This is a genomic window from Dietzia sp. 179-F 9C3 NHS (genome assembly GCF_045369825.1).
Taxonomy (GTDB): domain Bacteria; phylum Actinomycetota; class Actinomycetes; order Mycobacteriales; family Mycobacteriaceae; genus Dietzia.
Genome location: NZ_JBIQES010000009.1, coordinates 89565 through 115058, shown reverse-complemented (window position 1 = coordinate 115058; position 25494 = coordinate 89565). Strand labels below are relative to the sequence as shown.

The window sequence follows — 25494 nt, the reverse complement described above, 5'->3', positions numbered from 1 at the left end:
GGGGCAGGGGCGGCCGCGGAGGTGCGGCGCCCGGGCCCGCGGAGGCGCCGGGGCGAGTCAGTCGCGCAGGCCGTACTTCTCGCCGAAGCGGGCGATGGCGTCCACCTTCTCGGCGGCGGAGCTGTCGAAGCCCAGGCCCTCGATGAGCCACGGCATCACGATGATGTCCGTGACCCCGGCCTCGGCGAGTTCGGTGAAGCCGCGGGCGCCGAATTTGTCCAGACACACGACCTGGATCGCGAAGGGCTTGCCGTCGCCGCGGTCGGCGAGCGAGCGCCCCCGGGCCTCGAGCAACTCGCCCAGGCGGCGCACGGTGGCCACGATGTCGTCGTAGGTCATCATGGCGCTGGTCCAGCCCTGGCCCACCCGCGCTGCGCGCTTCAGAGCGATCTCGGTGTGTCCGCCCACGTAGAACGGCACCGGCTCGGACGGCGCGGGGGTGAAGATCAGCTCGTCAAAGTCGAAGTGCTCGCCGTGGAACTCCATCCACTCGCCCGTCAGAGCCTGCCGCATGATCGCCAGCGACTCGTCGACGCGCTTGCCGCGGCCGGCGAACGGCGCGCCGCACCACTCGAACTCGTTGGGGTCCCAGCCGATGCCCACGCCCAGGTCCAGGCGGTTGCCGGTGAGTAGCGCGACGGAGGCCACCTGCCGGGTGAGCAGCAGCGGGTTGCGCGGGCCCACCTTGAGCACCTGCGGGCAGAAGCGGATGCGCTCGGTGGCGGCGCCCATCGCGGCGGCGGCCACCAGCGGCTCGACCCATTCGGTGGACTCGTCCCACATGCGCGAGCCGTCGGGCGTGTACGGGTAGTCCTCGTCCTGCCGCCGCGGGTGGAACAGCGAGTCTGGCAGCACGACGCGGTCGAAGCCGGCGGCCTCGGCGCCGCGCGCGAGGTCGATGATCTGCTCGACGGGAGAGAAGGAGATGGGGACGGAGAACTCGACGTCGACGACGCGGGACACGGTGTCAGGCCTCCCGGGGCTCGGTGGGGTCCGACGACGACGAGGTCGCCGCCGGCCGGAGGGTGGTCATCGCGACGTCGGGCTCCCAGAACGCGCGCAGGGTGAGCATCCGCCCGGCGTCGTCGACGCGGTAGACCACGGCGCCGGCGGCGTCCATGACCTGGGCGTCCGCGCCCTGGCCGAGGTGGGTGCGGATCGTGCCCACGCAGAGCAGTTCGGTGCCGCACAGGACGGCGCGGTCGAAGCGGAACTCGATGTGACTCGGGGTGGAGACGGCCTTGGCCCAGAACTCGGCCAGGCCGTCGGGTCCGGCGTGACCGGCGCCGGTGGGGTCGAGGAACGAGGGCCCCACGGGGTCCTCGATGCGGCCGTCGGGGCTCCACAGGGCGAGCCAGCCGTCGCGGTCCTTGGCGTTGGCGGCCCGCCACGAGGCGCGTGCCGCGGCGTAGGTGGGACTCGCGGCGGCGGCGTCGCTCATCTCGAGCGGCCGGTACTCGCCGTGGTCGTCGAGGTACGGGTTGCGCGCCGCACCGGCGCGGCCCGCGCTCACGCCTGCTCCGGCCGGTCGGTCCCCACGACCCACATGGAGAAGTACTGCGAGCCGCCGCCGTAGGCGTGGCCGAGGGCCTTGCGGGCGTCGGGGATCTGGTGTTGGTCGGCGCGGCCCATGACCTGCCGGGCGGCCTCGGCGAAGCGGAGCATGCCGGAGGCGCCGATGGGGTTGGAGCACAGGACGCCGCCGGAGGGGTTGACGGGCAGCTCGCCCTCGCGGGCGGTGGCGCCGGATTCGACCATCTTCCAGCCCTCGCCCTCCTCGCAGAAGCCGAGGTTCTCCAGCCATATGGGCTCGAACCAGGAGAAGGGCACGTAGATCTCGGCGGCGTCGATCTCCTCGCGCGGGTCGGTGATCCCGGCCTGGGCCCAGAGGTCGGCGGCGGCGTCGCGGCCGGCGCGGGGGCTGCGGTGGTTGCGGCCGGAGAAGGTGCCGGGCTCGGTGCGCAGCGCGGTGGCGTGGATCCAGGCCACGGAGCGGCCCTCGGACTCCACGGCCTCCGCGGCCTCGGCGTCGCCGATGACGATCGCGCACGCCCCGTCCGAGGACGGGCAGGTCTCGTCGAAGCGGATGGGGTCCCACAGCATCTGGCCCTGCAGCACCTTGTCCACCGTGATGTCGGGCTGCTTGAGGTGCGCGTACGGGTTGATCGCGCCGTTGAGCCGGTCCTTGACCGCGACCATGGCGCCCACGTGCTCGGGGGCGCCGGTGGTCCGGATCCAGGCGCGGACGTGGGGTGCGAAGTAGCCGCCGGCGCCGGCGCCGACGGGGGCGGTGAACGGCACGGGCAGCGAGAGCGCCCACATGGCGTTGGACTCGGACTGCTTCTCCCACGCCACGGCCAGCACGCGCCGGTAGCGGCCGGACTGGACGTGCGACGCGGCCACGACGGCCGTAGAGCCGCCCACGGAGCCGGCGGTGTGGACGCGCAGCAGGGGCTTGCCCACGGCGCCGAGCGCGTCCGCCATCATGAGCTCCGGCATCATGACGCCCTCGAACAGGTCGGGGGCCTTGCCCACCACCACGGCGTCGATCTCGTCCCAGGTCACGCCGGCGTCGGCCATGGCGGCGTCGATCGCCTCGCGGCAGAGACCGGCCATGGAGACGTCGGTGCGGCGGGAGACGTGGTGGGTCTGGCCGGTGCCGAGCACGGCGGCGGGCAGGCCGGTGCCGGCCCGGCCGGTGGCGTGGGCGCTCATGCGGTGCGTCCTTCCAGGAGGCAGACGAGGTTCTGCTGCAGCAGGTGTCCGCTGGTGGCGTGGGCCAGGGTGCGGTCGGCGCGGCCCTCCATGACGGTGTTGGCGGCGTAGCCGATCCGCTCGAGCCCGGCGGAGAACAGCGGGTCGGCCAGCAGGGAGCCGCCGGAGGGGGTGACGGCGACGTCGCCCGTGATCCCCAGTGCCCGCCGCAGGAGGAGCTCCTGGTGCGTGTACTGGGTGTGCAGCTCGACCACGGCGACCCCGCCGAGGTCCGGCCGGTCCCCGCTCGCGCCGGTGACGCGGGCCGCGGCGGCGCGCGTCGAGGGCGAGTCGGTGAGGTCGCGGGCGCCGAACTCGGCCGAGTCGATGATGTGCTCCATCCCGGCGATGTAGGCGGGGGTGTCGCACAGCTCGCGGGCGCGGTCGCCGGAGGCGAGGATGATCGCGGCGGCGCCGTCGGTGACCGGCGGGCAGTCGTGGCGCCGCAGCGGGTCGGCGACGTACGGCTCGGCGAGGAGCTCGCGCTGGTCGCGGCCGGTCGCGCGGGCGGCGACCGCGGCCATGTCCTGCTCGGACCACAGGCCGGCGTCGATCCCGGCGCGTGCCTGCAGGGCGGCCAGGTGGTGGCGGCCGGGCCACAGGGGGGCGACGGTGTACGGGTCGAGCTGCAGCGCGAGCGCCGTGTCGAGGTCCGTGCTGGCCGAGGCCTTGCCGAAGCCGTAGACCAGGGCCGTGTCGGCCTGGCCGGAGGCGATCTTGAGCCAGGCCTCGAAGAGCGCCCAGGCGGCGTCCATCTCCACGTGCGACTCGACGATCGACGGCGTGGCGCCGATCGAGTCGATGGCGGAGATAAAGGAGAAGGCGCGGCCCGCGAGGTAGTCCGACGAGCCGGAGCACCAGAAGTCGATCTGCGTGCGGTCCAGGCCGGTCTGCCGGTAGCACTCGGCGAAGACCGGGGCGAGCATCTCGACGCCGTTGGTGGTGCCGAAGGTGGACTCGGTGTGGCGGGCGTGGGCGAAGCCGACCACGGCGACGTCCCGGGGTGCTGATGGTGTCACGGTGGGCGTCCTCTACAGGTGCTTCGCGTAGGTGTCGGGGTCGGCGTCGGGCTCGCCGCTGGGCTCGAAGTGCGTGATCGCCTGCATCGACGCGGGCCGCTCGCCCTCGGGGCGCCAGGCGGCGCGCACGCGCATGCCCATGCGGACCTCGGAGGCTTCGCAGCCCAGCACGAGGTGCTGGATGGGCACGTCGGCGCCGTCGAGCAGGATGTACGCGGTCACGTAGGGGGGCGTGATGGACTGCCCGGCGAACGGCACGTTGACGATCCCGAACGTCGTCACCGTGCCGTGGTCGGCCACCTCCACGTACTCGCCCATCGCGACGCCGTCGGAGGGGCAGTAGTCGCGCGGCGGCACGTACACCTCGGGGCCGTTCGAGCGTCGGCGCCCGAGTAGGCGGCCCTCGACGATCGCCCGGAGAAACGCGCTCTCCGCGGGCGCCGCCGTGTGGGTCACGGACAGCCCGATGGGCGTGACGAGGGTCGTGACCGGCTCGGAGTCGCCGGCGGGTGCGACGGCGAGCTCGTCGTCGTCACCCTCCGCGCCGCTCCCCGTGGCACTGCCCGCGTCGTCGACGGGGACCACGCAGGCGATGTCGCGGATCGACCCGAGGCGCTCGGCGGCCCACCGGACCCGCACCCGCATCCCGGTGGACACGGCGTCGGGGCTGTCGGCGGCCAGGGGGAGGAGGGTGGCGGTGTCGGCGCCGTCGAGCCGCACGAGCGCCCACGCGAAGGGCTCGGCGAGCGGGTGCACGTCGGCGGGGGAGTGGACCCAGGTCCATGTGACGACGAGGCCCTCGATCCCATCCCCGCGACCGATCTCGACGATCTCGTCCAGCGCCTCGTGCGTGTGGGGATCGTACTCGACGGGGGGCACGTGCACGGTGCCGCGGGAGTCGCGGCACCCCACGACGCGACCGTCGCGCAGGCCGGTGAAGAACGCGCCGAGGACGGGGCCCGTCGAGCGCGTGTAGTCGAACGAGGGCGTCAGTGGGGCCGAGAGCACCGGTTCCTCGGGGGGAGCGATGTCGACCACGATCTCTCTGGACGTCACGCCCGCAAGTAGAACACGTTCCACTCGTCGAGCGGAGGAGTTCCGGCAAACGGGTTGTGCCCGCGCCGGAGGGCCGGTGCCACGACGTCGGGCCCATCGGCCGGGTGAGGGTGCATGATGGGCGTATGAAACTCGCCTTGCAGCTGGGGTACTGGGGCGCGCAGCCGCCCGCCAACCACGCGGAGCTCGTCGTGGCCGCCGACCGGGCGGGGTTCGACACCGTCTTTACGGCCGAGGCGTGGGGGTCGGACGCGTTCACGCCGCTGGCCTGGTACGGCTCCATGACGGAGAACATCCGCCTGTCGACGGCCGTCGTGCAGCTCTCGGCGCGCACGCCCACGGCCACCGCGATGAGCACCCTGACGCTCGACCACCTGTCCGGCGGCCGCTTCTGCCTGGGCCTGGGCGTCTCGGGGCCGCAGGTGGTGGAGGGCTGGTACGGCCAGCCGTTCGCCAGGCCGCTCGCGCGGACGCGGGAGTACATCGACATCATCCGCAAGGTCCTGCGGTGCGAGGAACCCGTGACCTCGAACGGCCCGGCCTACACGCTGCCGTACGCCGGAGACGACGCCTCCGGTCTGGGCAAGCCCCTCAAGTCGATCGTCCACCCGCTGCGCGAGGACGTACCCATCTGGCTGGGTGCCGAGGGCCCCAAGAACGTGGCGCTGGCCGCGGAGATCGCCGACGGCTGGCTGGGCTTCCTCGCCTCCCCGCGCACGGCGTCGGAGTTCAACGCCTGGCTCGACGAGGGCTTCGCCCGCCCGGGCGCGCGCCGCACCCGCGAGGATTTCGAGGTGGCGTTCCTCTGCCAGCTCCACATCACCGACGACCGCCGCGCGGTGCTCGACGCCTACAAGCCGTTCACCGCCCTGTACGCCGGCGGCATGGGCGCGGAGGACAAGAACTTCCACGCCGAGGCGTTCCGCCGCATGGGCTTCACGGACGAGGTCGAGGAGATCACCCGCCTGTTCCGCGCCGGTCGCAAGGACGAGGCCGCCGCCGCGGTGCCGGACGAGATGGTCGAGGCCACGGCGATCATCGGTGACGAGGCGTCGGTGCGCGAACAGATCGCCGAGTGGGAGGCCGCCGGCATCACGATGCTCGTCGTGACCTGCCGGTCGGTCGAGGAGATCGAGAAGCTCGCCACGCTCCTCGACTGAGGGGCTTCGGCGGGGCCGCCGGCGCGGCGGCGCGCTGACCTGGGGTGTCCTGGAAGGGGCGTCTAGGGCACGGCTCGTGCGCGGGGGGGTGACCGCCGAGGACATTCGTATTACACTAGTCGCCATGGAGCGGAAGATCGACGGTCGCGATGTGACCGAGAGCCAGATCGACAAGTGGGTCGACGAGGCGGAAAAGGGATATGACCCGGAATGGCTCCGCCCGCGAATGGGCAGGCCGGTTCGCGCGGGCGGCACGTCCAAGGTCGTCCCCGTCCGTTTGACGGACGCTGAGCTCGAAGCCGTGATGGCACGTGCGGAGCGCGAGCACCTCAACCGGTCCGACGCGATCCGCAGGGCACTCGCGGAGTGGGCCTCGGCCTCGTGATCCTCCGGCGGTCGGCGTTCAAGCATGGCCTGACCGAAGAGGAAATTCGCACCGCATTCGATTCTCCGCTGCTGACCGGTCCACTCGACGATGACCATCCACAACGCATTCTTGCCCTGGGGTTCGACACTGTGGGTCGGGTGCTCGAGATCGTCGCGTTGCGGTATGACGATGGTTCTATCGAGATCATCCACGCAATGAAGGCTCGGAAGGCTTACCTGGATCTTCTCGACTGAGGAGGCCGTCTACGGGGCGTGGATGCTCTTGGGCTCTCCGGTGTGGTCCACGAGTAGGTAGCCGCTCAGGTGGACCTCGTTGCTCACGTACACCCGGTACTGGGGCAGGCCCTGCTCGTCGGCGTCGATGATGACGTACGTGCTGGTGGGGTCGGGGACCCCGAGGGTCTCGGGGGCGCCGCGGACCGTGGAGGCGACGAGGGCCGGGTCGATGTCGGCGATCCGGAACGTCGGGTCGGGCAGGGGCGAGGCGGGCGAGTCGTCGCGGTCGTCCCAGCCGCCGCGGTAGGTCATGCGGAACTCGCGGCTGGGGTGCTCCGCGTCGGGCCAGGTGAGGACGGCGTACTCGGAGTACACCACGAGGTCGGTGGCCACCTCGGAGCCGGCGGCGTCGGGCGCGGTGTCGCGGATGCGGGTGAGGCCCTCCGCCGAGAGCGCCGAGGGGGTGTCGAAGACGCGGGCCTCGCCGTCGTCGCCCCCGGTCCCCTCGTCCCCCGCGGGTGCGGGTCGGGAGATCACGGACTCGCCGGGGTCGTCGATCGGCCGCGTGTCGTCGCTCAGCGGCGCCAGCGTGAGGAACAGGCCCAGCGCCCCGGCGAGGACCACGGTGAGCACGCCGACGCTCTTGCGGGTGGACCACTTCTGAGGCACCTCGATGGTGCGGATCTGCTCGCCGGAGAGGGAGGTGGTGCGGTGGGGTGACGACGAGGTGTCCGTCCGACGGGCGGGCGTGCGGCCGGCGGGGAGGCGGACCTTGCCCTGGAGGTCGGCCACCAGCGGACGGAGCTCGTCGAGGTGGCGGGCGGCGGTGGCCGCGCGGACGCGTTCGTAGTGCTCCACGCGGTCGAGTTGCCCGGAGTCGTGGGCCGTGTCCAGGGCGTCGAGCACGGCGGCGCGATCGGCGTCCGTGGCCCGGAGGGGCTTCGGTCCAGAGGTGGTGGCCATGGCCCCGAGGATAGTTGCCGGTGAGAATTCCGTTACCCCCGCGCGGGTCCGGCCAGAGCTGGTGGCGGGGCCCGGCCGAGTCCGGTGGCGGGATCAGTTCGGGGCGTCCACGCGCAGGACGTCGCCGTCGTGGTCGTAGCGGACCGTGCCCAGGCGCTCGCCGGCGCGCACGGCGACGGTGAACTCGGGCTCGCCCAGCACGTCGCCGGCGACCGAGACGTGACTGACCGGGGCGCCCTCGCGGCCCAGCTCGGCGGGCGCGGACTGGAGGGCGTCCATGACCGTGGTGGCGTCGATCCCGTCGAGCCGGAACGTCGCCGACTCGGTGCGCGAGTGGAAGGAGGGCTCCTGCCACTCGCCCCCGCTGAACTGGTGCGACAGGCGCTTGCCGGGCTCGGTGGGGTCCTCGTACATCAGGGTCGCGCGGTCGCCGTGGACGGTGAGGACGTCGATCGGGGCGTCGCCGAACTCCTCGCGGGCGGCGGCGAGCATCCGCTCCAGGCCCTCGCTGGTGTGGAGCGGGCCCGGCTCGGCGGGGGCGGAGATCGACGGGAGGCCCGGGCCCGGGGTGTCACCGGGAGGGGAGGCGACCACCGCGACGCCCACCACCAGGAGGGCGGCGGCGACGCCCGCCACGACCGGCCACTGGCGCCGGCGCGTGTCGCCCACGGGCTTGGCGCCCGCGTGCCTCTCGAGCCCGGCGGCGCCCCCGGCGCGGGCCGGGCGGCCGCTCTCGTCGGGCAGGTCGGCGGAGACGCCCTGCAGGTCGGCCACGAGGGGGCGCAGCTCGTCCACGTAGGTGGTGCGGTGGACGGCGCGGGTCCGCTCGAGGTGCTCGAAGCGGTCGAGTTGGCCGTCGGTCATGGCGGCGTCGAGGGCCTTCCACACCGAGTCGCGCTGGGCGTCGGTCGCGCGGAGCCGGCGGCGCGGCGACGGGTGAGAGCGCGAGGGACGTTGGGGATTCGGGCTCATGACGACGAGGATAATCCCGCCTCCGGCGCCCGTAGTGTGCCCGTCGTGTGCGCGTCGTGCGCCGTGCTGGGCCGAAGTTCCGACATCGTGGCGATAACACGTTCTAGTGTGGTGGGCATGACTGTGCCCGCCCCGTCCGTTCCCGCCGACGCCGGCATCCTCGACCCCCGCACCGGGGAGCACGTGACCAGCGTCTATTCGATAGCCGAGGCCGAGCCCCACCGCACCGCCGTCATCGAGGCGTCGGGCCGCCAGGTCACCTTTGGCGAGCTGGCCGACGCCGCGCACGGCTACGCGCGCGGCCTGCAGGCGCTGGGCCTGACGGCCGGCGACGGCATCGTGCTGCTGGCACCCAACGGGATCGGCTTCCTCGAGGTGTACTTCGCCGCCCTGGAGATCGGCCTGTACGTGGCGCCGGCCAACTGGCACCTCACCGGGCCCGAGGTGGCGTACATCCTGGAGAACTCGGGCTCCACGGTGTTCGTGGCCGACGAGCGGTTCGCCGACGTGGCCACCGCCGCCGCCAGCGAGGCCGGGCTCGACCCCGCGCGCTGCTACGCGATCGGCGACGTCCCGGGCTTCCGGCCGCTGGCCGAGCTCACCGCGCCCGCCGAGGGGTCCGACCCGCTGCCGCGGGACCGCACGCTCGGCGCGCCGATGCTCTACACCAGTGGAACCACGGGCCGACCCAAGGGCGTGCGGCGACCGCTCACCGGGGCGAGCCCGGACCAGGTGACGGTGCCCAACTACTACTTCTTCGCCGGCTTCGGCATCGAGGGACCGGACAACGTCCACATCTGCGGCTCGCCGCTCTACCACACGGCCGTGCTCAACTTTGTGGCCATCTCGCTCAACCTGGGCCAGGCCGTGGTGCTCATGGACAAGTGGACGCCGGAGGAGATGTTGCGGCTCATCGAGGCCCACGGGGTCACGCAGTCGCACATGGTGCCCACGCAGTTCTCGCGGCTGCTCGAGCTGCCGGAGGACGTGCGGGCGACGTACGACGTGTCGAGCCTGCGGACGATCGTCCACGGCGCCGCGCCGTGCCCCCAGCACGTCAAGCAGGCGATGCTCGACTGGTGGGGCCCGGTGCTCACCGAGTACTACGCCGGCACCGAGGGCGGCGGCTGCACCATCACCGGCGAGGAGTGGTTGCGCAAGCCGGGCTCGGTGGGGCGGCCGTGGCGCACCACCACCCTCAAGATCCTCGACGACGACGGCAACGAGCTGCCCACCGGGGACATCGGCAACGTGTACCTCCAGATGCACGGCTCGCGGTTCGAGTACCACCAGGACGCCGAGAAGACCGCCAAGACCTACGTCGGCGAGCTGTTCACGATGGGCGACATCGGGTACGTCGATGAGGACGGCTACCTGTTCCTCTGCGACCGCAAGAACGACATGATCATCTCCGGCGGCGTGAACATCTACCCGGCCGAGATCGAGGCGGAGATGACCCGCCACCCCGCCGTGCGCGACGCCGCCGTGTTCGGCATCCCGCACCCCGACTGGGGTGAGGAGGTCAAGGCCGTCATCGAGCTGGCAGAGGGTTACACCGAGTCCGACGAGCTCACGGCGCAGATCCTCTCCGATCTGAGCGCCCGGCTGGCCAAGTACAAGATGCCGCGCTCGATCGACGTGGTGGACGAGCTGCCGCGGCAGGCCAACGGCAAGCTGGTCAAGCGGACGCTCAAGGATCCGTACTGGGCGTAGCCGGCGCTAGCTCCCGAGTGATCCCGTGAGCGAGCCGAGCAGGCCCGGGTCCGTGGGCTCCTCGGGAGCGGGGTCCTCGGGGACCTCGGGCTCCGGCTCCACTACGACCTTGCCCGGGACGGTGACGGTGACGGTCTGGCCGCGCCGCCGGGGATGAGTGAGTGCGTGGCAGCATGCATCCGGCAATAGGTGTGGTGTGCGCGCAGACTACACCGAATGATGGTGGATTCTGTGTCACTTCCTCTCGACGAGTAAGGCCCCCGTCCCTGGTGAACGGGGGCCTTACTCGTTGGCGGCGGTCAGCTACCGATCGACGCCAGCGTGGGTAGCGAGCTGCCCGCCGGACGGGAGCTGCCGAGCGAGCCGGAGTGCGATCCCAGCGTGCCCTTCGTGCCGGGGAGCCAGAAGAAGAGGTCCCCGATCGAGCCGGCCGAGCCGGTCGTCGGCGGGAACCCGGGCTCCTCCGGGTCACCGGGCTCGCCCGGATCCACCGGCGCCGGGGCGACCGTCACCGTGGCGGTGTCGACGCTGCCGGCGTAGGCCTCGCGGTCGGTGGGCACGAACTCGGTCTTCACCGGGTGGTCGCCGTCGGTGGCGAAGGTGTGGGAGAGCACGGCCTCGCCGTTGGTGACCGGAACGACCATGGTGCGGCCGTCGATGGTGAAGCGGACCTCGCCGGCGACGCCCTCGGGGCCGACGGTGGCGGTGATGTCCACGGGTTGGCCGGCGACGGCGCCGGTGACCGGTGCGAGGCTGATCGTGGTGCCGGCCTGCTCGACGGGCTCGGGGGTGACGAAGACGTTGGTGGTGTCCTCGCTGGCCGAGTACCGCTCCGGGTCGGTGGGGGTGAAGCTGCCGGTGATCTCGTAGTCGCCGGCCTCGGTGTAGGTGTGCGTGGTGGTGGCCACGCCGCCGGTGACGGTGACCGGCTCGGAGGTGGTGCCGTCGCCGAAGTCGAAGGTGACGGTGCCCGCCGCGCCGGCCGGGTTGACTCGCGCGGTGACGGTGACCTCGTCCCCCGCGACCGCCCGCACCGGGTCCACGACCACCTGGGTGGAGGTGGCCTCGGCACTGACGACGACCGTGGCGGTGTCGGTGCTCACCGCGTACCGGGTGGTGTCGTGGGGCGTGAACGTCGCCCGCACCGTGTGCTCGCCGGTGGTGGCGAACGTCGCGGTGTGGCGGGCCACGCCGTCCACGACGTCCACCTCGACCGTGTCGTCGCCGATCGTGAAGGCGACCGTGCCGGACGCGCCCGCGGGCTCGACGGTGGCGGTGAGCTCGACCTCCTGGCCGGCGCGCGCCGAGACCGGCGACACCGTGAGGTCGGTGGTGGTGATCTCGGAGAGCGCGCTGAACGTGGCGGTGTCCTCGCTCGGCGCGTAGCGCTGGGCGTCGGCGGGCGTGAACTCGGCCGTCACCGTCTTCTCGCCCCCCGAGGTGACCGGGAACGTCGCCACGGCCATGCCGTCGGTCACCTCGACGTCGCGGGAGACGCCGTCGAGGGTGAAGGTGACGGTGCCCGCCGCATCGGCCGGGGTGACGGTGGCGGTGAACTCGACCGACTCGCCCGCGGCGACGCGCGTCGGGGTAACCGTGACGTCGGTGGCGGTGGCCTCCGCGGAGACCGTCGCCTGAGCGGTGCCGCTGCTCCCGGCGTAGCGGTCCGGGTGGGCCGGGGTGAAGGTGGCCCTGACCGGGTAGGTGCCGTTCTCGGTAAAGGTGTGGGTGGCGGTGGCGACGCCGTCCGCGACCTCGACGGTGTACTCCTCGTCGTCGACCTCGAAGGTCACCGTGCCCGCGGCCCCGGCGGGGGAGACGGTGGCCCTGAGCGTGGCGGGCTCGCCGACCCGCGCGGGGACGGGGCTGACCTCGACGGAGGTCTGCGTGCTCTCCGACTCGACGGACACGGTCTCGGAGTCCGAGGAGCTGGTGTAGCGGGCCGGGTTGGTGGGCTCGAACGTCGCGGTGACCGTGTGCGTGCCGGTGGCGTCGAGCTGGAACTCGGCCTCCGCCCGGCCGCCGGTGAGCGGGACGCGCTTGGTCTGGCCGTCCACGGTGAACACGACCTCGCCCGCGGCGCCGGCCGGGTTGACCTCGGCGGTGACGGTGAGGGTGCCGCCGGCCGTCATCTCGACCTCGCTGAGCGTGAGGTCGGTCTGTGTGGCCTCCGCCGACACCGTGGCCGTGGCCGTGGCGGTACTCGTGGCGTACCTGTCGGTGTCGGTCGGCGTGAACGTGGCCTTGACCGGGTGCTCGCCGGTGGTGGAGAAGGTGTGGGTGGCGGTGGCGACGCCGTCCACGACGACGGCCGGGTACTCCTCGCCGTCGACCTCGAAGGTCACCGTTCCCGCGGCCGCGGTCGGGGCGACCGTGGCCGTGAGGGTGGTGGGCTCGCCGACGCGGGCGACCGTCGGGGCGACGGTGACCTCGGTGGTGGTGCCCTCGAGCTCGACGGTGACGGTCTGCTCGTCGGAGCTCTCGGCGTAGCTGGTCGCGTCGGCCGGCTCGAAGGTGGCCGTGACCGTGTGCGTGCCGGCGGCGTCGAGCTGGAAGTCGGCGGTGGCGCGGCCCTGCTCATCGACGGCGACGCGTCGTTCCTGGCCGGCCACCGTGAAGACCACGTGGCCGGCGACCCCGGCGGGGGTCACCTGCGCGGAGGCCGAGACCTGGCCGCCGGCCGTGACCGTGACCGGGTCGAGCGTGAGCTCGGTGGCGGTGGCGCGGAGGTCGATGACCACGGTGCCGGTGTCCGAGCTGGGGCCGTAGCGCGTCGGGTCACCGGGCGTGAACGACGCGGTGGCGGGGTACTGGCCGTTGGCGTCGAACTGGCGCGTGATGCTCGCCTTGCCGTCTGCCACCGGGACCTCGACCGTCTCGTCGTTCACGACGAACGTCATGGTTCCCTCGGCGGCGGGGGAGACGGTGGCCGTGAGGGTCACGTCGTCACCGACGAGCGCCGACGTGGGTGAGATGGCGAGCGAGGTCTCCGTGGCCTCGGCGGAGACGACCACTGTCTCGGTGTCCGAGCTCTCGGAGTAACGCTGCGGGTTGGTGGGGATGAAGCGGGCGTTGACCGTGTACTCGCCGGCCGCCTCGACGGGGATCGAGGCCTCGGCCCGGCCGTTGACGACGGCGATGCGGACCGTCTTACCGGCGACCTCGAACTCGACGTCGCCCTGTGCGTCCGCGGGGGTGACCGCTGCCGTGGCGTTGACCGTGCCGCCGGCCGTCACCTGGACGGTCTCCAGGGTGAGGTTGGTCTGGGTGCTCTCGGTGTCAAGGTTGAAGGTTCCCGTCGTCGACGAGGTCCGCCACTGCGTTGAGTTGGTGGGGGTGAAGTTCGCCGTGACGCTCTTGGTGCCGGCGGTCGGCCGGGTGATCTGGGCAGTCGCGACACCGTTGACGACGTTCGCCGTGTAGGTCTGACCCTCGACGACGAAGCGGACCGTGCCCGTCGGGGTGTTGGTGCCGTAGGTGGCGTTGACGCGGGCCGTGGCCGTGACCGGCTCGCCCGGGCGGCCCGGGTTCGGCGAGAAGGTCAGCGGCGAGATGTTGGTCTCGACGGCGGGGAGGGTGTAGCGGACGATGTCGTCAGCGTGGGCCCACCGAGGGCTGAGCCTGTTCTTCTCCAACTCGGCCCCGAACTGGAACACCTGTCCGCCCCGGGCGTTATTCGGGATATTGAGCTTCATCCAGTAGTTGCGCGACTCACATTTGATGCCTGTGAAAGGCATGTCGGTGATCCGTCCGCCGATCCAGTTGGGACTCCGATGAAGCACCTGGGCCTCGATGTGGCCTCCCCGGGAGTGGTGGGTCCACCCTCCCGGAGCGCGGATTCCCGACTGCCACAGAACGGTCGAGGTATCAAGGCGGCCACACTTGTTCTGGTAGTTCGTGACGTCGATGTGGAGGAAACCGCCGGGCCGAGGTTGGCTGAGCGGCGAGCTGTCATTGATTTGCAGGGTGACGTCGTAGTCCCCATCGATGGTCTTCTTGCCCGTGTAGATCGCGGCGTGCACCGCCGGGGCCAGCCCCAACACGAGGGCGAGGGAGGACAGGATCACCGTAAGCGAGCGCAGCCAGCGCCGTCCGGTGGTGCGTGCGGCAGTGGGGGTGCCGCCGACAGTGGTCGACATCGGAACTCCTGGGAGAGGGCGGGTGGGGCCAGCCCGCCGGTAGGTGACGGAACAACCGTCAAAGTTACTACTGACGACTCCTTGGTGTCTCCTAATTTCGGTGAACCTTCCGCGAACAATTCGGACGCCGGCCCCAGCGGTCGTGTCCTATCGGTGACCAGTCCTGCCTGTCCTGCGGTAACCACGTTCTCGCGCGGCGGGTAGTCCCGTTGGGCGGTCGGCCAAGTGGCCGCCTCAACCGTTAATGGACGATTGTTCGATAAGACTTCATTTTCTCGCCCGGGCGCGATATTGTCTGCTGCGTCACACCGTCTGTGTTCCCTCATCGGCGACCGAGTGCCGATCGCGGCGGGTGTTCTGACTCAAAAGGAGAGTCCATGAGGCACGGAATGATGCGCCGCTCCCTCGCTGCGGCGAGCGCGGCGGCGATGGCTGGCGCGGCCCTGGTGGTCGGCGGGGCTGGGGTGGCTTCGGCGGCAGAGGTATCGGCGAGCCAGGAGTATTCGGGAGCTTTCGCCTCGAAGTTCCGGGTGACACGGACCATCAGTGAGGGGTCGCCGACCTACGGGGACACCGTCACCGTTCACACGCGCGTCGAGCGGACTTCCTTGGGTGACCTTCTATACGGGGTCCGGGATTACACTCCCGATTGTTTCCAGCGGGTCCCCGGGACCGCGTCGGCACAGGCGCGTGGTGGTGCACTTATCCACGAGGGTAACCGCGAGTTCTCGTATCCCGATGGGGACCTGCAGTGGAACGGCCCGGGCGTTGGTTCCTGGTTCTGGATGGAGACCGATTACACGGTCTTGTGTGACGCCGGGCGGGTTCCTGCAGGTGGCGCGGAGTTCGCCTCTGTGGCCGGACAGTACCGTGGCTCGGAAACGCTTGGCCCCACCATCACCGTCAACCGCGCCACGGTCTCCGAGTTCTTCCTCGCGGCTCCCGGCGCCCTCGAGGTGAACACTCCCACCACGCTGCGGGTCAACACCAATGCTCCCAACGGCTCCGACGTCACCTTCAAGGTCGACGGCCAGACGTTGCCGGCCAAGGTCGCCGACGGCAAGGCGACCGTGACGTGGACCCCGTCCACGGCCGGCTCCAAGACGGTGACCGCGGAGCTCGCGCAGACGGCCACGCACCTCGGCAAGAGCACGCAGCGAACGGTGTCCGTCGCTGAGCAGGTTGTGGACTCGACCGTCGTCATCGACGCACCTGACACGGCTCAGGTCGGCGTGAGGTCCGAGCTCACCGCCACCGTTACTCCGGCCGGCGCCGGCGGCACGGTGACGTTCAAGGAAGAGGGCAAGATCATCGCCAGCGCCGATGTGCCCGCTAGCGGTAAGGTCACCATCGACTGGGTTCCCGAGGTTGAGGGGGATCGCTCGATCGACGCGGAGTTCTCCGGCCGCGCCGGGGTCAACGGATCGGCTGCGATCGGCGCGAAGGTGAATGTCACCCCCAAGCCTGCGGAGATGCAGCAGTCCACCACGTCCCTCGCTCAGGTCGGGATGGTTGATCTCGGCGACACTGTCACGCTGCAGGCGACGGTGGACCCGGCGGTCGGTGGCACCGTGAAGTTCTACGACGGCAACACCCTCCTCGATGAGGTCCCGGTCGGCGAGAACGGCGTGGCCACGCTCGCGTGGGAGCCGACCACGGAGGGCGAGCGCACCATCCGCGCGGTGTTCTCCGGTACGGAGACGGTGATCTCGTCGCAGGCCGCCACGCAGGCGATCGTCACCTCGGCCACGGACACCCCTGAGCCCGGTGAGTCGGACGACCCGGGCACCCCGGGCGGCAACTCGGGCAGCCTCGGCTCGCTCACCGGCATCCTCGGTGGCGGCCAGGGCGCCAGCGGCTCGCTGGGTTCGCTGGGGTCGCTCTCGAACAACTGACGGTCCGGCTCCGAGCCGGGCCGGGTAGGTGCCCCATCGCGTTCGCGCGGTGGGGCACCGCCGTATTTCAGGAGGGTGGGATGACTTCGCCCGGCCCGGCGGGGTGGATTGTGATGTGACGACGACGAAGTGACCCTCGTGGCCCCGTGGCAGCCTTCATGAGTGTCATCTGAACGGATGACTAATCCGGCAGGATTCACCGTAGAGGCATGTTGACGCGGCCGCACTAGTTCCAAATCGAGTTTTGATCTGCGGCGTTGTGCGATAGTATGGCGTGGATCACCGCGTCATCGGTCGCTCTCTGTCCGCGACCCCAGCCTCCGGAGGCCCCCTCACATGAAGAGACTGTCACGCCGCATAGCGGCGATACTGAGCACGATCATGATGGCTGCGGCGTTCCTCGTCACCGGACAGTCGTTGGTCGCGTCGGCGGCGCCAGCATCGGCAACTTACAAGCACGGAGATACAACCTTCACAAGGTGGGTCGAAAACACGACACCCGTCGTGGGGGAGACCGTCAGGATCGACACGACATGGACGAGGAGCGGGATAATAGCCGAGTACGTGTATGAGGTCGATCACCGCGTGCATCAGTGTCTTGAATACGTCGGCGGATCGACTACCTGGAACGGCGGCGCAGTCTCCGATGTCACCGTGTTTCCCTCGGACCCGGCGGCTGCGGGGTACCAGTACGTCAAGGCGAAGGCTCCCAACTCCACGTCATGGCGGGTGCCGGGGGGCGGCTCGAGGACCCTCTCTATGACGTTCAGGGTGTCCGCCAACTGTCCACGTGAGGTTCCACTTGGATCGACGATCAGTTGGTACACGGGATCCCTCGGCAGTGGCACTTACACGTTTGAGAACTTCAACGGCGGACCCGCCATCACCGTCAAGAAGAACCCCACCACCACGAGCTCGGCCACGGCCACGCCGAATCCTGTGGTGACCGGAACCGCGACGACGCTCTCCGCGACCGTCACGGGTGGGTCGGCCGGCGATCCGGTTCTATTCAAGTCGGGCAACACTGTCCTGTGCGACACCACGCTCGACGGTGCCGGGTCGGCCTCGTGTCCGTGGACCCCGTCCACCGCGGGAGCGGTGCCCGTGACCGCGCACTATGCCGGCAATGCGAAGGCCGCTGCCTCGCAGTCCGTACAGGCCACGACGGTGACGGTGCAGGATCCGCCTCCTCCGGGGGCGCCCACCGACGTCACGGTGACCCCGTCCCTGGTGATGCCGGGATCGATCGTCACCGTCAGTGGCCACGCCGAGCCGGGGCGAACCGTCAAGGTGTACGTCTTCGGTCAGCAGGTCGCGTGTGGGCCTGCGCCGGTTGTCGCCGACGCCTCCGGAGCCTTCACCTGCACGATGAACGCCCCGTCCGGGACAGGCGAGTATGAGGTGACGGCCACCGCCGTCAACCAGTACGGGGAGTCGCAGCCCTCCACCCCGGCCATCCTGACGGTGCAGTCGGAGATGCCGACGGTCACCGACACCACGACGGCGACCGCCACCACGACGGTCCCGACGACGGTCACCCAGACCGAGACGACCGAGGTTCCCACGACGGTGACGCAGACGGCCACGGTCACCGACACGTCCACGCAGACGGAGACCACGGTGGTTCCGACCACGGTCACGGAGACCTCGACGGCCACGGAGACCACGACCACCGAGGTGCCCACGACGATCACCGCGACCGCCACGGCCACGGTCACCGAGACGTCCACGCAGACCGAGACCACGGTGGTTCCGACCACGGTCACGGAGACCTCGACGGCGACAGAGACCACGACAACCGAGGTGCCTACGACGGTGACGGAGACCTCGACCACGCAGGTGCCCACGACGGTGACGGAGACCTCCACCACCGAGGTGCCCACGACGGTCACGGAGACGTCGACGTCGATGGTTCCCACGACCGTGACCGAGACGACGACGAAGGAGATCCCCACCACGGTGGTCGAGACCACGACCACACAGGTCCCCACGACAGTGACGGAGACCTCGACGTCGACGATGCCCACCACGGTGACCGTGACCGCCGATCCGGGTACGACGACGGTCACCACAACGGCCACGGCAACCGAGACCGTCACCCAGACGGCGACGCAGACGGTCACCACCACGGTCGCCGGACCCGGAGTCACGACCACGGTGACCGTGCCCGCCACCACCACCACGGTGACGGCCCCCGGAAGCACGGGCTCGATCGGAAGCGGTTCGCTCGGATCTGTCTCGCCGGGTGGTAGCGCAGCCGGTTCCAGCCTGGGGAGTTCGGCCCAGGTAGCGGCGGGCACGGGATCGCTCGGCTCCCTCGGCCCGATCCTCCTTCCGCTCGTGGGCTCGGCGGTCAAGCCGCTCGGATCGATGGGCCGGCTGTCCATCGGCCGCACCAGTCGCCGACGCTGACGTACCCCAGTCGGCAGACCCCGGCCCCACCGCCACCACGGCGGTGGGGCCGGGGCCTTCTTCTCTCTAGGCCTCCTCGCGGGCGTCGTCGTCAGCGCGCATGCCTCCACTCCTGGAGTGGCGGGGAGTTGGTGAACACCGGCGCGAGTCCGGTGTACGTCTCGCAGGGATTTCGGCGCGGACATCAGACAGGGAGTTCTGCAAATTCGGCGAGGTGTCGACCAAACGGGAGTGGGCAGTGCGGTGCGGGCACGGGGCAGTGCGGTGTGGGCACGGGGAGGGCAGCGGAGGGCGAGGCGGGCCGGGCGCGAACATGGGGCTCGCACCTGGCGAGAACACGTTCTACCCTGGTGGCATGGCCACGACCCCCACCGCCCGCGACCTCACGCTCGCGCAGATCCTCGAGCGGCAGCAGCAGTCCTTCCTCGCCGACCCGCAGCCCGGCGCCAAGATCCGCCGCGACCGCATCAGCCGCCTCAAGAAGCTCGTCCTGGACAACGCCGCCGAGCTCACCGAGGCCATGCGCGAGGACTACGGCTCCCGCCCCGAGACGCTCTCCACGCTCTCCGACATCGCCTCCTCGATCCCGGACCTGGACCACCAGCGCGGCCACGTCCGCAAGTGGATGAAGCCCACCCGCCCCTCGCGGGCCCTGGACCGCCTGGGCTTTACCCAACAGATCCGGCACGACCCCAAGGGCGTCGTGGGGATCATCGGCCCCTGGAACTTCCCGCTCTACCTCACGATCGTCCCCGCGGGCTCCGCGCTGGCCGCCGGCAACCGAGTGATGATCCGCCCGAGCTCGGTCACCGCGCACACCACGGAGGTGCTCTGCAGCCGGGCGCCCGAATACTTCGCCGTCGACGAGCTGGCCTTTGCCGGCCCCGAACACGGCCGCGGGTCCGACTTCTCCCGCCTCCCGTACGACCACCTCTTCTTTACCGGCTCGCCCGGCGTCGGCAAGTCCATCGCCCGGGACGCCGCCGAGAACCTCACCCCGGTGACCCTCGAGCTCGGCGGCAAGAACCCGGTGATCGTGGACACGAGCGCGGACATCGAGCGCACCGCCCGCAACCTCGCCTCCTCCCGCCTCGTCAACGGCGGCCAGGTGTGCATGTGCCCCGACTACGTGTGGGTGCCCCAGCAGGACATGGACCGTTTCTGCGAGATCGTCCTGGACCAGTGGCGCAGCACCCTTCCGGCCATCGCCGGCAACCCCGAGTACACGGCCGTGGTCAACGACTCCAACTACGAGCGGATCGTGGGCCTGATCGACGACGCCGTGGCCAAAGGCGCCACCAAGCAGGAGGCGGCACCGGCGGGGGAGAGCCTGCCAGACCCGGTCACCCGCAAGATCGCGCCCACCCTGCTCACCGGCGTCACCCCGGAGATGGACATCGACTCCGACGAGGTGTTCGGCCCCGTCCTCACCGTCTTCGGCTACCAGAGCGTCGAGGAGCCCATCCGGTACATCACCGCCCGTCCCAGCCCGCTCGTCCTCTACTGGTACGGGGAGCAGAACGACCGCTTCGAGACCGTCGCCGACCGCACCCGCTCCGGCAACATCTACGGCAACGACTTCGGCATCGGCATGGTCTCCTCCGCCATCCCCTTTGGCGGCGTCGGCAACTCAGGCACGGGCAACTACCACGGCCACCACGGCTTCCGGACCTTTACCCACGAGCGGGCCGTGGCCATGCACCGCTTCGACTACTCGGCCGCCGAGTTCATGGTCCCGCCGTTCGGGCCGGACAAGAAGCGGCAGGCGTCGCTCTACTTTGCCGCCATGCGGCTACGCACCCGGCTCCTCGGCTGAGTCGGCGGGCTCGGCGTCGGCCGCCCCGGCGGCGCCGGCGGCCGGCAGATCCAGGTGGAACGTGGAGCCCTCGCCCTCGCGGGAGGTCACCCGCACCGTGCCGCGGTGCTCCACCGCGATCTGCCGCACGATCGACAGGCCCAGGCCCGTGCCCGGGATGGACGCGGTCTCCGCGTTGGAGGCCCGGTAGAAGCGGTTGAACAGCTCCGGAACCTGCGCGGCCGGGATTCCGATGCCCGAGTCCTCGACCGTGGCCACCACCCGGCCGTCGGTGGTGGCCACGGAGACCCGCACCCGGCCGCCGGAGGGCGTGAACTTGACCGCGTTGGACACGAGGTTGGACAGGGCCCGCTCGAGGTGCGCCGGGTCGCCCTCCACGGGGGCGGGGTGGGGGGCGACGACGACGAGGTCCACGTCCTTCCGCCCGGCCACCGGCAGGAGGTTCTCACCCACGTCCTGCGCCACGGCGGCCATGTCGACCTCGTGGTGCGCGGCCCGGGCGTCGTTGGCCTCGATGGTGGACAACAGCAGGATGTCCTCGATGAGCCCCTGCAGGCGGTGCGTGTTGCGGTCGATCACCTCCACCAGGCGGAGCTGCTCGGGCGTGAGCTCGCCGGCCGCGCCGTGCGCCAGCATCTCGGCGTAGCCGGAGATCGAGGTGAGCGGCGTCCGCAGCTCGTGGCTCACGGTGGAGACAAAGGCGTCCTTCTGGCGGTCCAGCTCGCGGAGCTGGCGCACGTTCTCCCGCTCCGCCTCGTAGGCGACCCGCTCGAACAAGGTGCGCGCCACCTTGCCGGCGATGAGCTCCAGCGCCGAGGTGTCCGCGCCGCGCCACGGGTGCGGGCCCTTCTCGTCGGCCACCAGGATGCTGCCCAGGCGCTCCCGGCCCAGGCGGATGGGGACGATCATCATGGACCGCGGCGACCCGGGCGGCATCGCGGACGGGTTGACCACCGTGCGATGGGCGGACGGCTCCGGCGGCGTCGCGGGGAGCATCCGCACCACCTCGTCGTCACCCAGCGCCGCGTAGGGCCCCGCCGGGTCCGCGTGGAACCGGGTCACCTCCTCGCCGGACGGCGCGCGGTACCGCAGCACGCACAGGTCGCAGCCCACCGCCTCCGCGATCTCGCGGACGATCGCCTCCACGGCCACCGCCACCACCGACGTCTCCCGCAGCCGCTGGCCCGCCCGCAGCGTCACCGACTGCATGGTCGCCAGGTGCACCTGCTCGCGCTCGAACCCGCGGGTCTGGTCGAGCAACGAATTGAGCTCCGCCGCCAGCCTCCGCACCTCGGTGGGGCCGCGGCTCTCGTCCGCGCGGGCGTCCTCGTCGCCGGCCCGCTGGCGAGCCACCACCTGGTCGAGTGCCTGGATCGGCGCCACGATCGACTCCGTGGCCCGGCGCTGCCGCCGCCGCCCGTACACCGTGACGGCCGCCATCGCGGCCAGCCCCAGCAGGACGCTCGCGGCGACGATCGCCTGCCGCACGTTCCGCAGCAGCTGCCGCCGGTCCTCGAGGCCGGAGAGCAGCTCGGCGGTGGCGTCGGTGAACTCGGTGAAGTGGGCGCTCGGCGCCGCCAGGTCCGACGGCCGGCCCTCGCGGACCAGGCCGGCGATCCGGTCCGCCTCGTCCCACCACGCCCGCGCCGCCTCGTCCGCGCGCACGGCGAGCTCCCGTGCACCCTCGCCCGGGGCGCGGTCCCGCAGGTGCCCCAGGTGCCGGAGGGACTCCTCGCGCCGCTGGGGGAAGTCGGCCACGACCTCCGGGTCCTCGGTGTGGCGGTAGAGCCGCAGGTCCGACTGGGCCGCGTACATCTGGGACGACGCCCGGTGCGCCTCGTCGATCGCCGGCGCGTACCGGAAGGCGATCCGCTCGCTCACCGAGTGCTGCGCGATCATGATCATCGGCCCCACCAGGGCCAGCACCCACACCATCCACATGAGGCTGCGCACCAGGCGGTGGAGCCGGTCGGCGACGGGGACCGCGGGCGGCGTCACGTCGCGAGGATCTCCTCCACCTGCCGCAGCAGGTCCGCGGGGCTGAACGGCTTGAAGACGTAGGCGTCCGCACCCGCGGTGAGCCCCAGGTCCAGGTCGGAGGTGGTGGCGCGGGCGGTGAGCAGGATGATCCGGGTCTCGGAGACCTCCGGGTCGCGGCGCACCTCGCGCAGCACGTCCAGGCCGTCGACGTCCGGCATCGAGATGTCCAGCACCGCCAGGTCCGGCTCCCACTCGCGGATCGCGGCCAGCGCGGCGGGCCCGTCGCCGAACGCGCGCACCTCGTAGCCTCCGAGCTCGAGCTTGGTGGCGACGAGGTCGCGGATGTCCGCGTCGTCGTCGGCGACGAGGATCCGTGCGACCGGTGGGTTCACGATTCAGGGCTCCTGCGTACGGGGTTCGCCCCAGCCTACGGGGCGCGCCACGCGCGCGGGGTCAGTGGCCCAGGGTCGCCGCACCGCCGGGTCACTCGCCGCGGAACTGCGGCGCCCGCTTCTCGGCGAAGGCGCGCGGGCCCTCCTTGGCGTCGGCGGAGGCAAAGACCCTGCCGCCCTCCTCGGCGTCGATCCGGAACGCCTCCTCCTCGTGCAACCCCTCGGACGCACGGATCGTGCGCATCATGGCCTGCACCGCGAGCGGGCCGTTGGCGGCGATCTTCTCGGCGATCCCCATCGCGGTGTCGAGCGCCTCGCCGTCGTCCACCACGTGCCCCACGAGGCCGAACCGCTCCGCCTCCTCGGCGGTGAGGTGTCGGCCGGTGAGCAGGATCTCCATGGCCACCGTGTACGGGATCTGCCGCGGCAGCCGCACCGCCGAGCCGCCCAGCGGGTACAGGCCCCACCGCGCCTCCGAGACGCCGAACGTCGCGCTGCGCCCGGCCACGCGGATGTCGGTGCCCTGCAGGATCTCGGTGCCGCCGGCGATCGCCGGGCCCTCCACCGCCGCGATGAGCGGCTTGGTCAGGCGCCGGCCCTTGAGCAGCGCCGGCAGGCGCGTGAGGTCCCAGCCACCCTTCGCGAACTTGTCGCCGGGGGCCTCCGAGTTCATGGCCTTGAGGTCCGCGCCCGCGCAGAAGAACCCGCCCGCGCCCGTGAGGATGCACGCCCGGATCTCCGGGTCCGAGTCCACGAGGTCCCAGGCCGCCTCCATGCCGCGCATCATGGGACCGGAGAGCGCGTTGCGTGCCTCGGGACGGTTCATGGTGACGACGAGGACGTGCCCCCGCCGCTCCGTGAGCAGATGCTGGTCCTCCGGGGTGACGGCGCTGGTCATGAGGCCTCCTGGCACAGGGTCGAGACGGGAATCAGTGGTTTCCGTCACGCCAGACGGTAACACGTTCTAGTTTGGGGGCCATGGCGTACACCATCGGAGATCTCGTCGAACACAGCGTGGACCGCGTCCCGGACCGGGTCGTCCTGGTCCAGGGGGACCGCTCCTACACGTTCCAGGAACTCGAGGACCGGGCCAACCGGCTCGCGCACCACCTGCAGTCCGTGGGCGTGGGGCCCGACGACAAGGTGGCGGTCTACAGCCGCAACACCATCGAGGCCGTCGAGGCCATGGTCGCGATCTTCAAGATCCGGGCCGTCATGGTCAACATCAACTACCGGTACGTCTCCGCCGAGCTCGAGTACCTGTTGAACAACTCGGACTCGGTCGTGGTGGTACACGAGCGGCGTTACTCCGATGTCCTGGCCGATACCCTCCCCGCCACCCCGGGCGTCACGCACTGCGTGGTGGTCGAGGACGGCACCGACGGCCCCGACCCCGCCACCCCCGAGGGCGTGACCGTGGCCCACTACGAGGACGCGCTGGCCGCCCAGTCGCCCGAGCGCGACTTCGGCGAGCGGTCCAACGACGACGTCTACATGCTCTACACCGGTGGAACAACCGGCTCGCCCAAGGGCGTCATGTGGCGCCAGGAGGACGTGTTCATGGTCCTCGGCGGCGGCATCGACTTCCTCACCGGCGAGAAGGTCACCGACGAGTGGGAGCTGGCCAACAAGGCCGTCGACGGCGGCGTCCTCGTCCGCATGGCCCTGCCGCCGCTCATCCACGGCGGCGCCCAGTGGGCGATCCTCATGGCCCTGTTCGCCGGCCACACCAACATCCTCATCCCCGAGTTCGACCCGCACGCCGTGTGGCAGGCCGTCACCGACCACAAGGTCAACCTGATGTTCATCACCGGCGACGCCATGGCCCGCCCCATGATCGAGGCCTGGGATCCGGAGAAGTACGACGCGTCGTCGCTGTTCTACATGGGCTCCTCCGCCGCACTGTTCTCCCCGGCCGTCAAGGACCAGTTCATCGAGGCCTTCCCGGGCGCCATGATCTCGGACTCCATCGGCTCTTCCGAGACCGGCTTCTCCGGCATCCAGCTCGCCGAGAAGGGCAAGACCCACACCGGCGGGCCGCGGGTCAAGATCGACGGCGAGACCACCGTCCTCGACGCCGACGGCAACGAGGTCGAGCCCGGCTCCGGGGTCATCGGCAAGGTGGCCCGGACCGGCCACATCCCGATCGGCTACTACAAGGACGAGGCCAAGACCGCCGCGACCTTCAAGACCTACAACGGCAAGCGCTACTCGATCCCCGGCGACGACGCCCGGGTCGAGTCCGACGGCACCGTCACCATGCTCGGCCGCGGCTCGGTGTCCATCAACACCGGCGGCGAGAAGGTCCACCCCGAGGAGGTCGAGGCCGCTCTCAAGACCCACCCGGACGTCTACGACGCGCTCGTGATCGGCGTCCCTGACGAGCGGATGGGTCAAAAGGTCGCCGCCGTATTGCACACCCGCGACGGCCTCTGCCCGCCGATCGACGAGATCAACGACTACGCCCGCAAGGAGATCGCCCGCTACAAGGTGCCCCGCGCCGTGTGGGTCGAGAAGAGCGTCAAGCGCAACCCCGCGGGCAAGCCCGACTACCGGTGGGCCGCCGAGATCGCGGCCTCCCGCCCCGCCGACGACAGCCAGGAGATCTCCCAGTGACCGT

At 71.0% G+C, this 25494-nt stretch carries 20 protein-coding genes and 1 pseudogene; 8 read left to right on the top strand and 13 right to left on the bottom strand.

Features of this window, described 5'->3' with window-relative positions; genetic code table 11:
• Window positions 1-57 precede the first annotated feature (57 nt).
• Genes ACH0BZ_RS12425 through ACH0BZ_RS12405 form a run of 5 tightly spaced genes read right to left on the bottom strand, consistent with a single transcriptional unit; the run spans window position 58 to window position 4829 of the window.
• A complete protein-coding gene (locus ACH0BZ_RS12425) occupies window positions 58-963 on the bottom strand; it encodes a TIGR03619 family F420-dependent LLM class oxidoreductase (protein WP_406898769.1) in 906 nt (301 codons plus the stop codon).
• Window positions 964-967: 4 nt separating this feature from the next.
• On the bottom strand, window positions 968-1513 hold the full coding sequence (locus tag ACH0BZ_RS12420) for a nuclear transport factor 2 family protein (RefSeq protein WP_406898767.1): 546 nt from the start codon (window positions 1511-1513) through the stop codon (window positions 968-970).
• Window positions 1510-2715: a thiolase domain-containing protein gene (locus ACH0BZ_RS12415; RefSeq protein ID WP_406898766.1), complete on the bottom strand. Its 1206-nt coding sequence runs from the start codon at window positions 2713-2715 to the stop codon at window positions 1510-1512. Before ACH0BZ_RS12415 ends, ACH0BZ_RS12420 begins: the two co-directional genes overlap by 4 nt.
• On the bottom strand, window positions 2712-3773 hold the full coding sequence (locus ACH0BZ_RS12410; RefSeq protein WP_406898765.1) for a thiolase domain-containing protein: 1062 nt from the start codon (window positions 3771-3773) through the stop codon (window positions 2712-2714). Before ACH0BZ_RS12410 ends, ACH0BZ_RS12415 begins: the two co-directional genes overlap by 4 nt.
• Before the next feature lie 12 nt (window positions 3774-3785).
• Entirely contained in the window at window positions 3786-4829 is a 1044-nt protein-coding gene (locus ACH0BZ_RS12405) for a Zn-ribbon domain-containing OB-fold protein (RefSeq protein ID WP_406898764.1), read from the bottom strand.
• Between the two features lie 125 nt (window positions 4830-4954).
• Between ACH0BZ_RS12405 and ACH0BZ_RS12400 the strand changes: the two genes are divergently transcribed.
• From ACH0BZ_RS12400 to ACH0BZ_RS12390, 3 genes are all read left to right on the top strand, one after another.
• Window positions 4955-5989: an LLM class F420-dependent oxidoreductase gene (locus ACH0BZ_RS12400; protein ID WP_406898763.1), complete on the top strand. Its 1035-nt coding sequence runs from the start codon at window positions 4955-4957 to the stop codon at window positions 5987-5989.
• Between the two features lie 124 nt (window positions 5990-6113).
• A complete protein-coding gene (locus ACH0BZ_RS12395; RefSeq protein WP_406898762.1) occupies window positions 6114-6374 on the top strand; it encodes a ribbon-helix-helix protein, CopG family in 261 nt (86 codons plus the stop codon).
• The gene (locus tag ACH0BZ_RS12390) at window positions 6356-6610 is read left to right on the top strand and encodes a hypothetical protein (RefSeq protein WP_406898761.1); all 255 of its coding nucleotides are present in this window, start codon (window positions 6356-6358) and stop codon (window positions 6608-6610) included. Before ACH0BZ_RS12395 ends, ACH0BZ_RS12390 begins: the two co-directional genes overlap by 19 nt.
• A gap of 9 nt (window positions 6611-6619) precedes the next feature.
• Here ACH0BZ_RS12390 and ACH0BZ_RS12385 read toward each other — a convergent pair whose 3' ends face one another.
• Window positions 6620-7555, bottom strand: coding sequence for a DUF1707 domain-containing protein (locus ACH0BZ_RS12385; protein ID WP_406898759.1), 936 nt, complete (start codon window positions 7553-7555; stop codon window positions 6620-6622).
• A gap of 93 nt (window positions 7556-7648) precedes the next feature.
• Window positions 7649-8527, bottom strand: coding sequence for a DUF1707 domain-containing protein (locus ACH0BZ_RS12380; protein WP_406898758.1), 879 nt, complete (start codon window positions 8525-8527; stop codon window positions 7649-7651).
• 117 nt (window positions 8528-8644) lie between these two features.
• Here ACH0BZ_RS12380 and ACH0BZ_RS12375 point away from each other — a divergent pair, with 117 nt between their 5' ends.
• Complete coding sequence (locus ACH0BZ_RS12375; RefSeq protein ID WP_406898757.1) at window positions 8645-10240, top strand: acyl-CoA synthetase; 1596 nt, start codon at window positions 8645-8647, stop codon at window positions 10238-10240.
• 299 nt (window positions 10241-10539) lie between these two features.
• Here the strand turns inward: ACH0BZ_RS12375 and ACH0BZ_RS12370 are convergent, their stop codons facing one another.
• The gene (locus tag ACH0BZ_RS12370) at window positions 10540-14379 is read right to left on the bottom strand and encodes an Ig-like domain repeat protein (protein WP_406898756.1); all 3840 of its coding nucleotides are present in this window, start codon (window positions 14377-14379) and stop codon (window positions 10540-10542) included.
• A 785-nt stretch (window positions 14380-15164) separates the two neighbouring features.
• Between ACH0BZ_RS12370 and ACH0BZ_RS12365 the strand changes: the two genes are divergently transcribed.
• Complete coding sequence (locus ACH0BZ_RS12365; RefSeq protein WP_406898754.1) at window positions 15165-16274, top strand: Ig-like domain-containing protein; 1110 nt, start codon at window positions 15165-15167, stop codon at window positions 16272-16274.
• A gap of 848 nt (window positions 16275-17122) precedes the next feature.
• Here ACH0BZ_RS12365 and ACH0BZ_RS12360 read toward each other — a convergent pair.
• A complete protein-coding gene (locus tag ACH0BZ_RS12360) occupies window positions 17123-17254 on the bottom strand; it encodes a hypothetical protein (protein ID WP_406898808.1) in 132 nt (43 codons plus the stop codon).
• Here ACH0BZ_RS12360 and ACH0BZ_RS12355 point away from each other — a divergent pair.
• Window positions 17214-17390 (top strand): annotated as a pseudogene (locus ACH0BZ_RS12355) (Ig-like domain repeat protein); the annotation flags it as partial. The gene ACH0BZ_RS12360 and the pseudogene ACH0BZ_RS12355 overlap by 41 nt on opposite strands.
• A 188-nt stretch (window positions 17391-17578) precedes the next feature.
• On the opposite strand, the gene ACH0BZ_RS12350 reads toward ACH0BZ_RS12355, so the two are convergent.
• A complete protein-coding gene (locus ACH0BZ_RS12350) occupies window positions 17579-18478 on the bottom strand; it encodes a hypothetical protein (RefSeq protein ID WP_406898806.1) in 900 nt (299 codons plus the stop codon).
• A gap of 563 nt (window positions 18479-19041) precedes the next feature.
• Between ACH0BZ_RS12350 and ACH0BZ_RS12345 the strand changes: the two genes are divergently transcribed.
• On the top strand, window positions 19042-20502 hold the full coding sequence (locus ACH0BZ_RS12345) for an aldehyde dehydrogenase family protein (protein WP_406898752.1): 1461 nt from the start codon (window positions 19042-19044) through the stop codon (window positions 20500-20502).
• On the opposite strand, the gene ACH0BZ_RS12340 is transcribed toward ACH0BZ_RS12345, so the two are convergent.
• The 3 genes from ACH0BZ_RS12340 to ACH0BZ_RS12330 all read right to left on the bottom strand — a co-directional run bounded on the left by ACH0BZ_RS12340 (window position 20479) and on the right by ACH0BZ_RS12330 (window position 23772).
• On the bottom strand, window positions 20479-22500 hold the full coding sequence (locus tag ACH0BZ_RS12340) for a sensor histidine kinase (RefSeq protein WP_406898751.1): 2022 nt from the start codon (window positions 22498-22500) through the stop codon (window positions 20479-20481). The genes ACH0BZ_RS12345 and ACH0BZ_RS12340 overlap by 24 nt on opposite strands.
• A complete protein-coding gene (locus ACH0BZ_RS12335) occupies window positions 22497-22874 on the bottom strand; it encodes a response regulator transcription factor (protein WP_406898750.1) in 378 nt (125 codons plus the stop codon). The genes ACH0BZ_RS12340 and ACH0BZ_RS12335 overlap by 4 nt, the downstream gene beginning before the upstream one ends.
• A gap of 91 nt (window positions 22875-22965) precedes the next feature.
• Window positions 22966-23772, bottom strand: a complete 807-nt coding sequence (locus ACH0BZ_RS12330; protein WP_406898748.1) for a crotonase/enoyl-CoA hydratase family protein — start codon at window positions 23770-23772, stop codon at window positions 22966-22968.
• A gap of 80 nt (window positions 23773-23852) precedes the next feature.
• Between ACH0BZ_RS12330 and ACH0BZ_RS12325 the strand changes: the two genes are divergently transcribed.
• Window positions 23853-25490, top strand: coding sequence for an acyl-CoA synthetase (locus ACH0BZ_RS12325; RefSeq protein WP_406898747.1), 1638 nt, complete (start codon window positions 23853-23855; stop codon window positions 25488-25490).
• The last annotated feature ends 4 nt before the right edge of the window (window positions 25491-25494 follow it).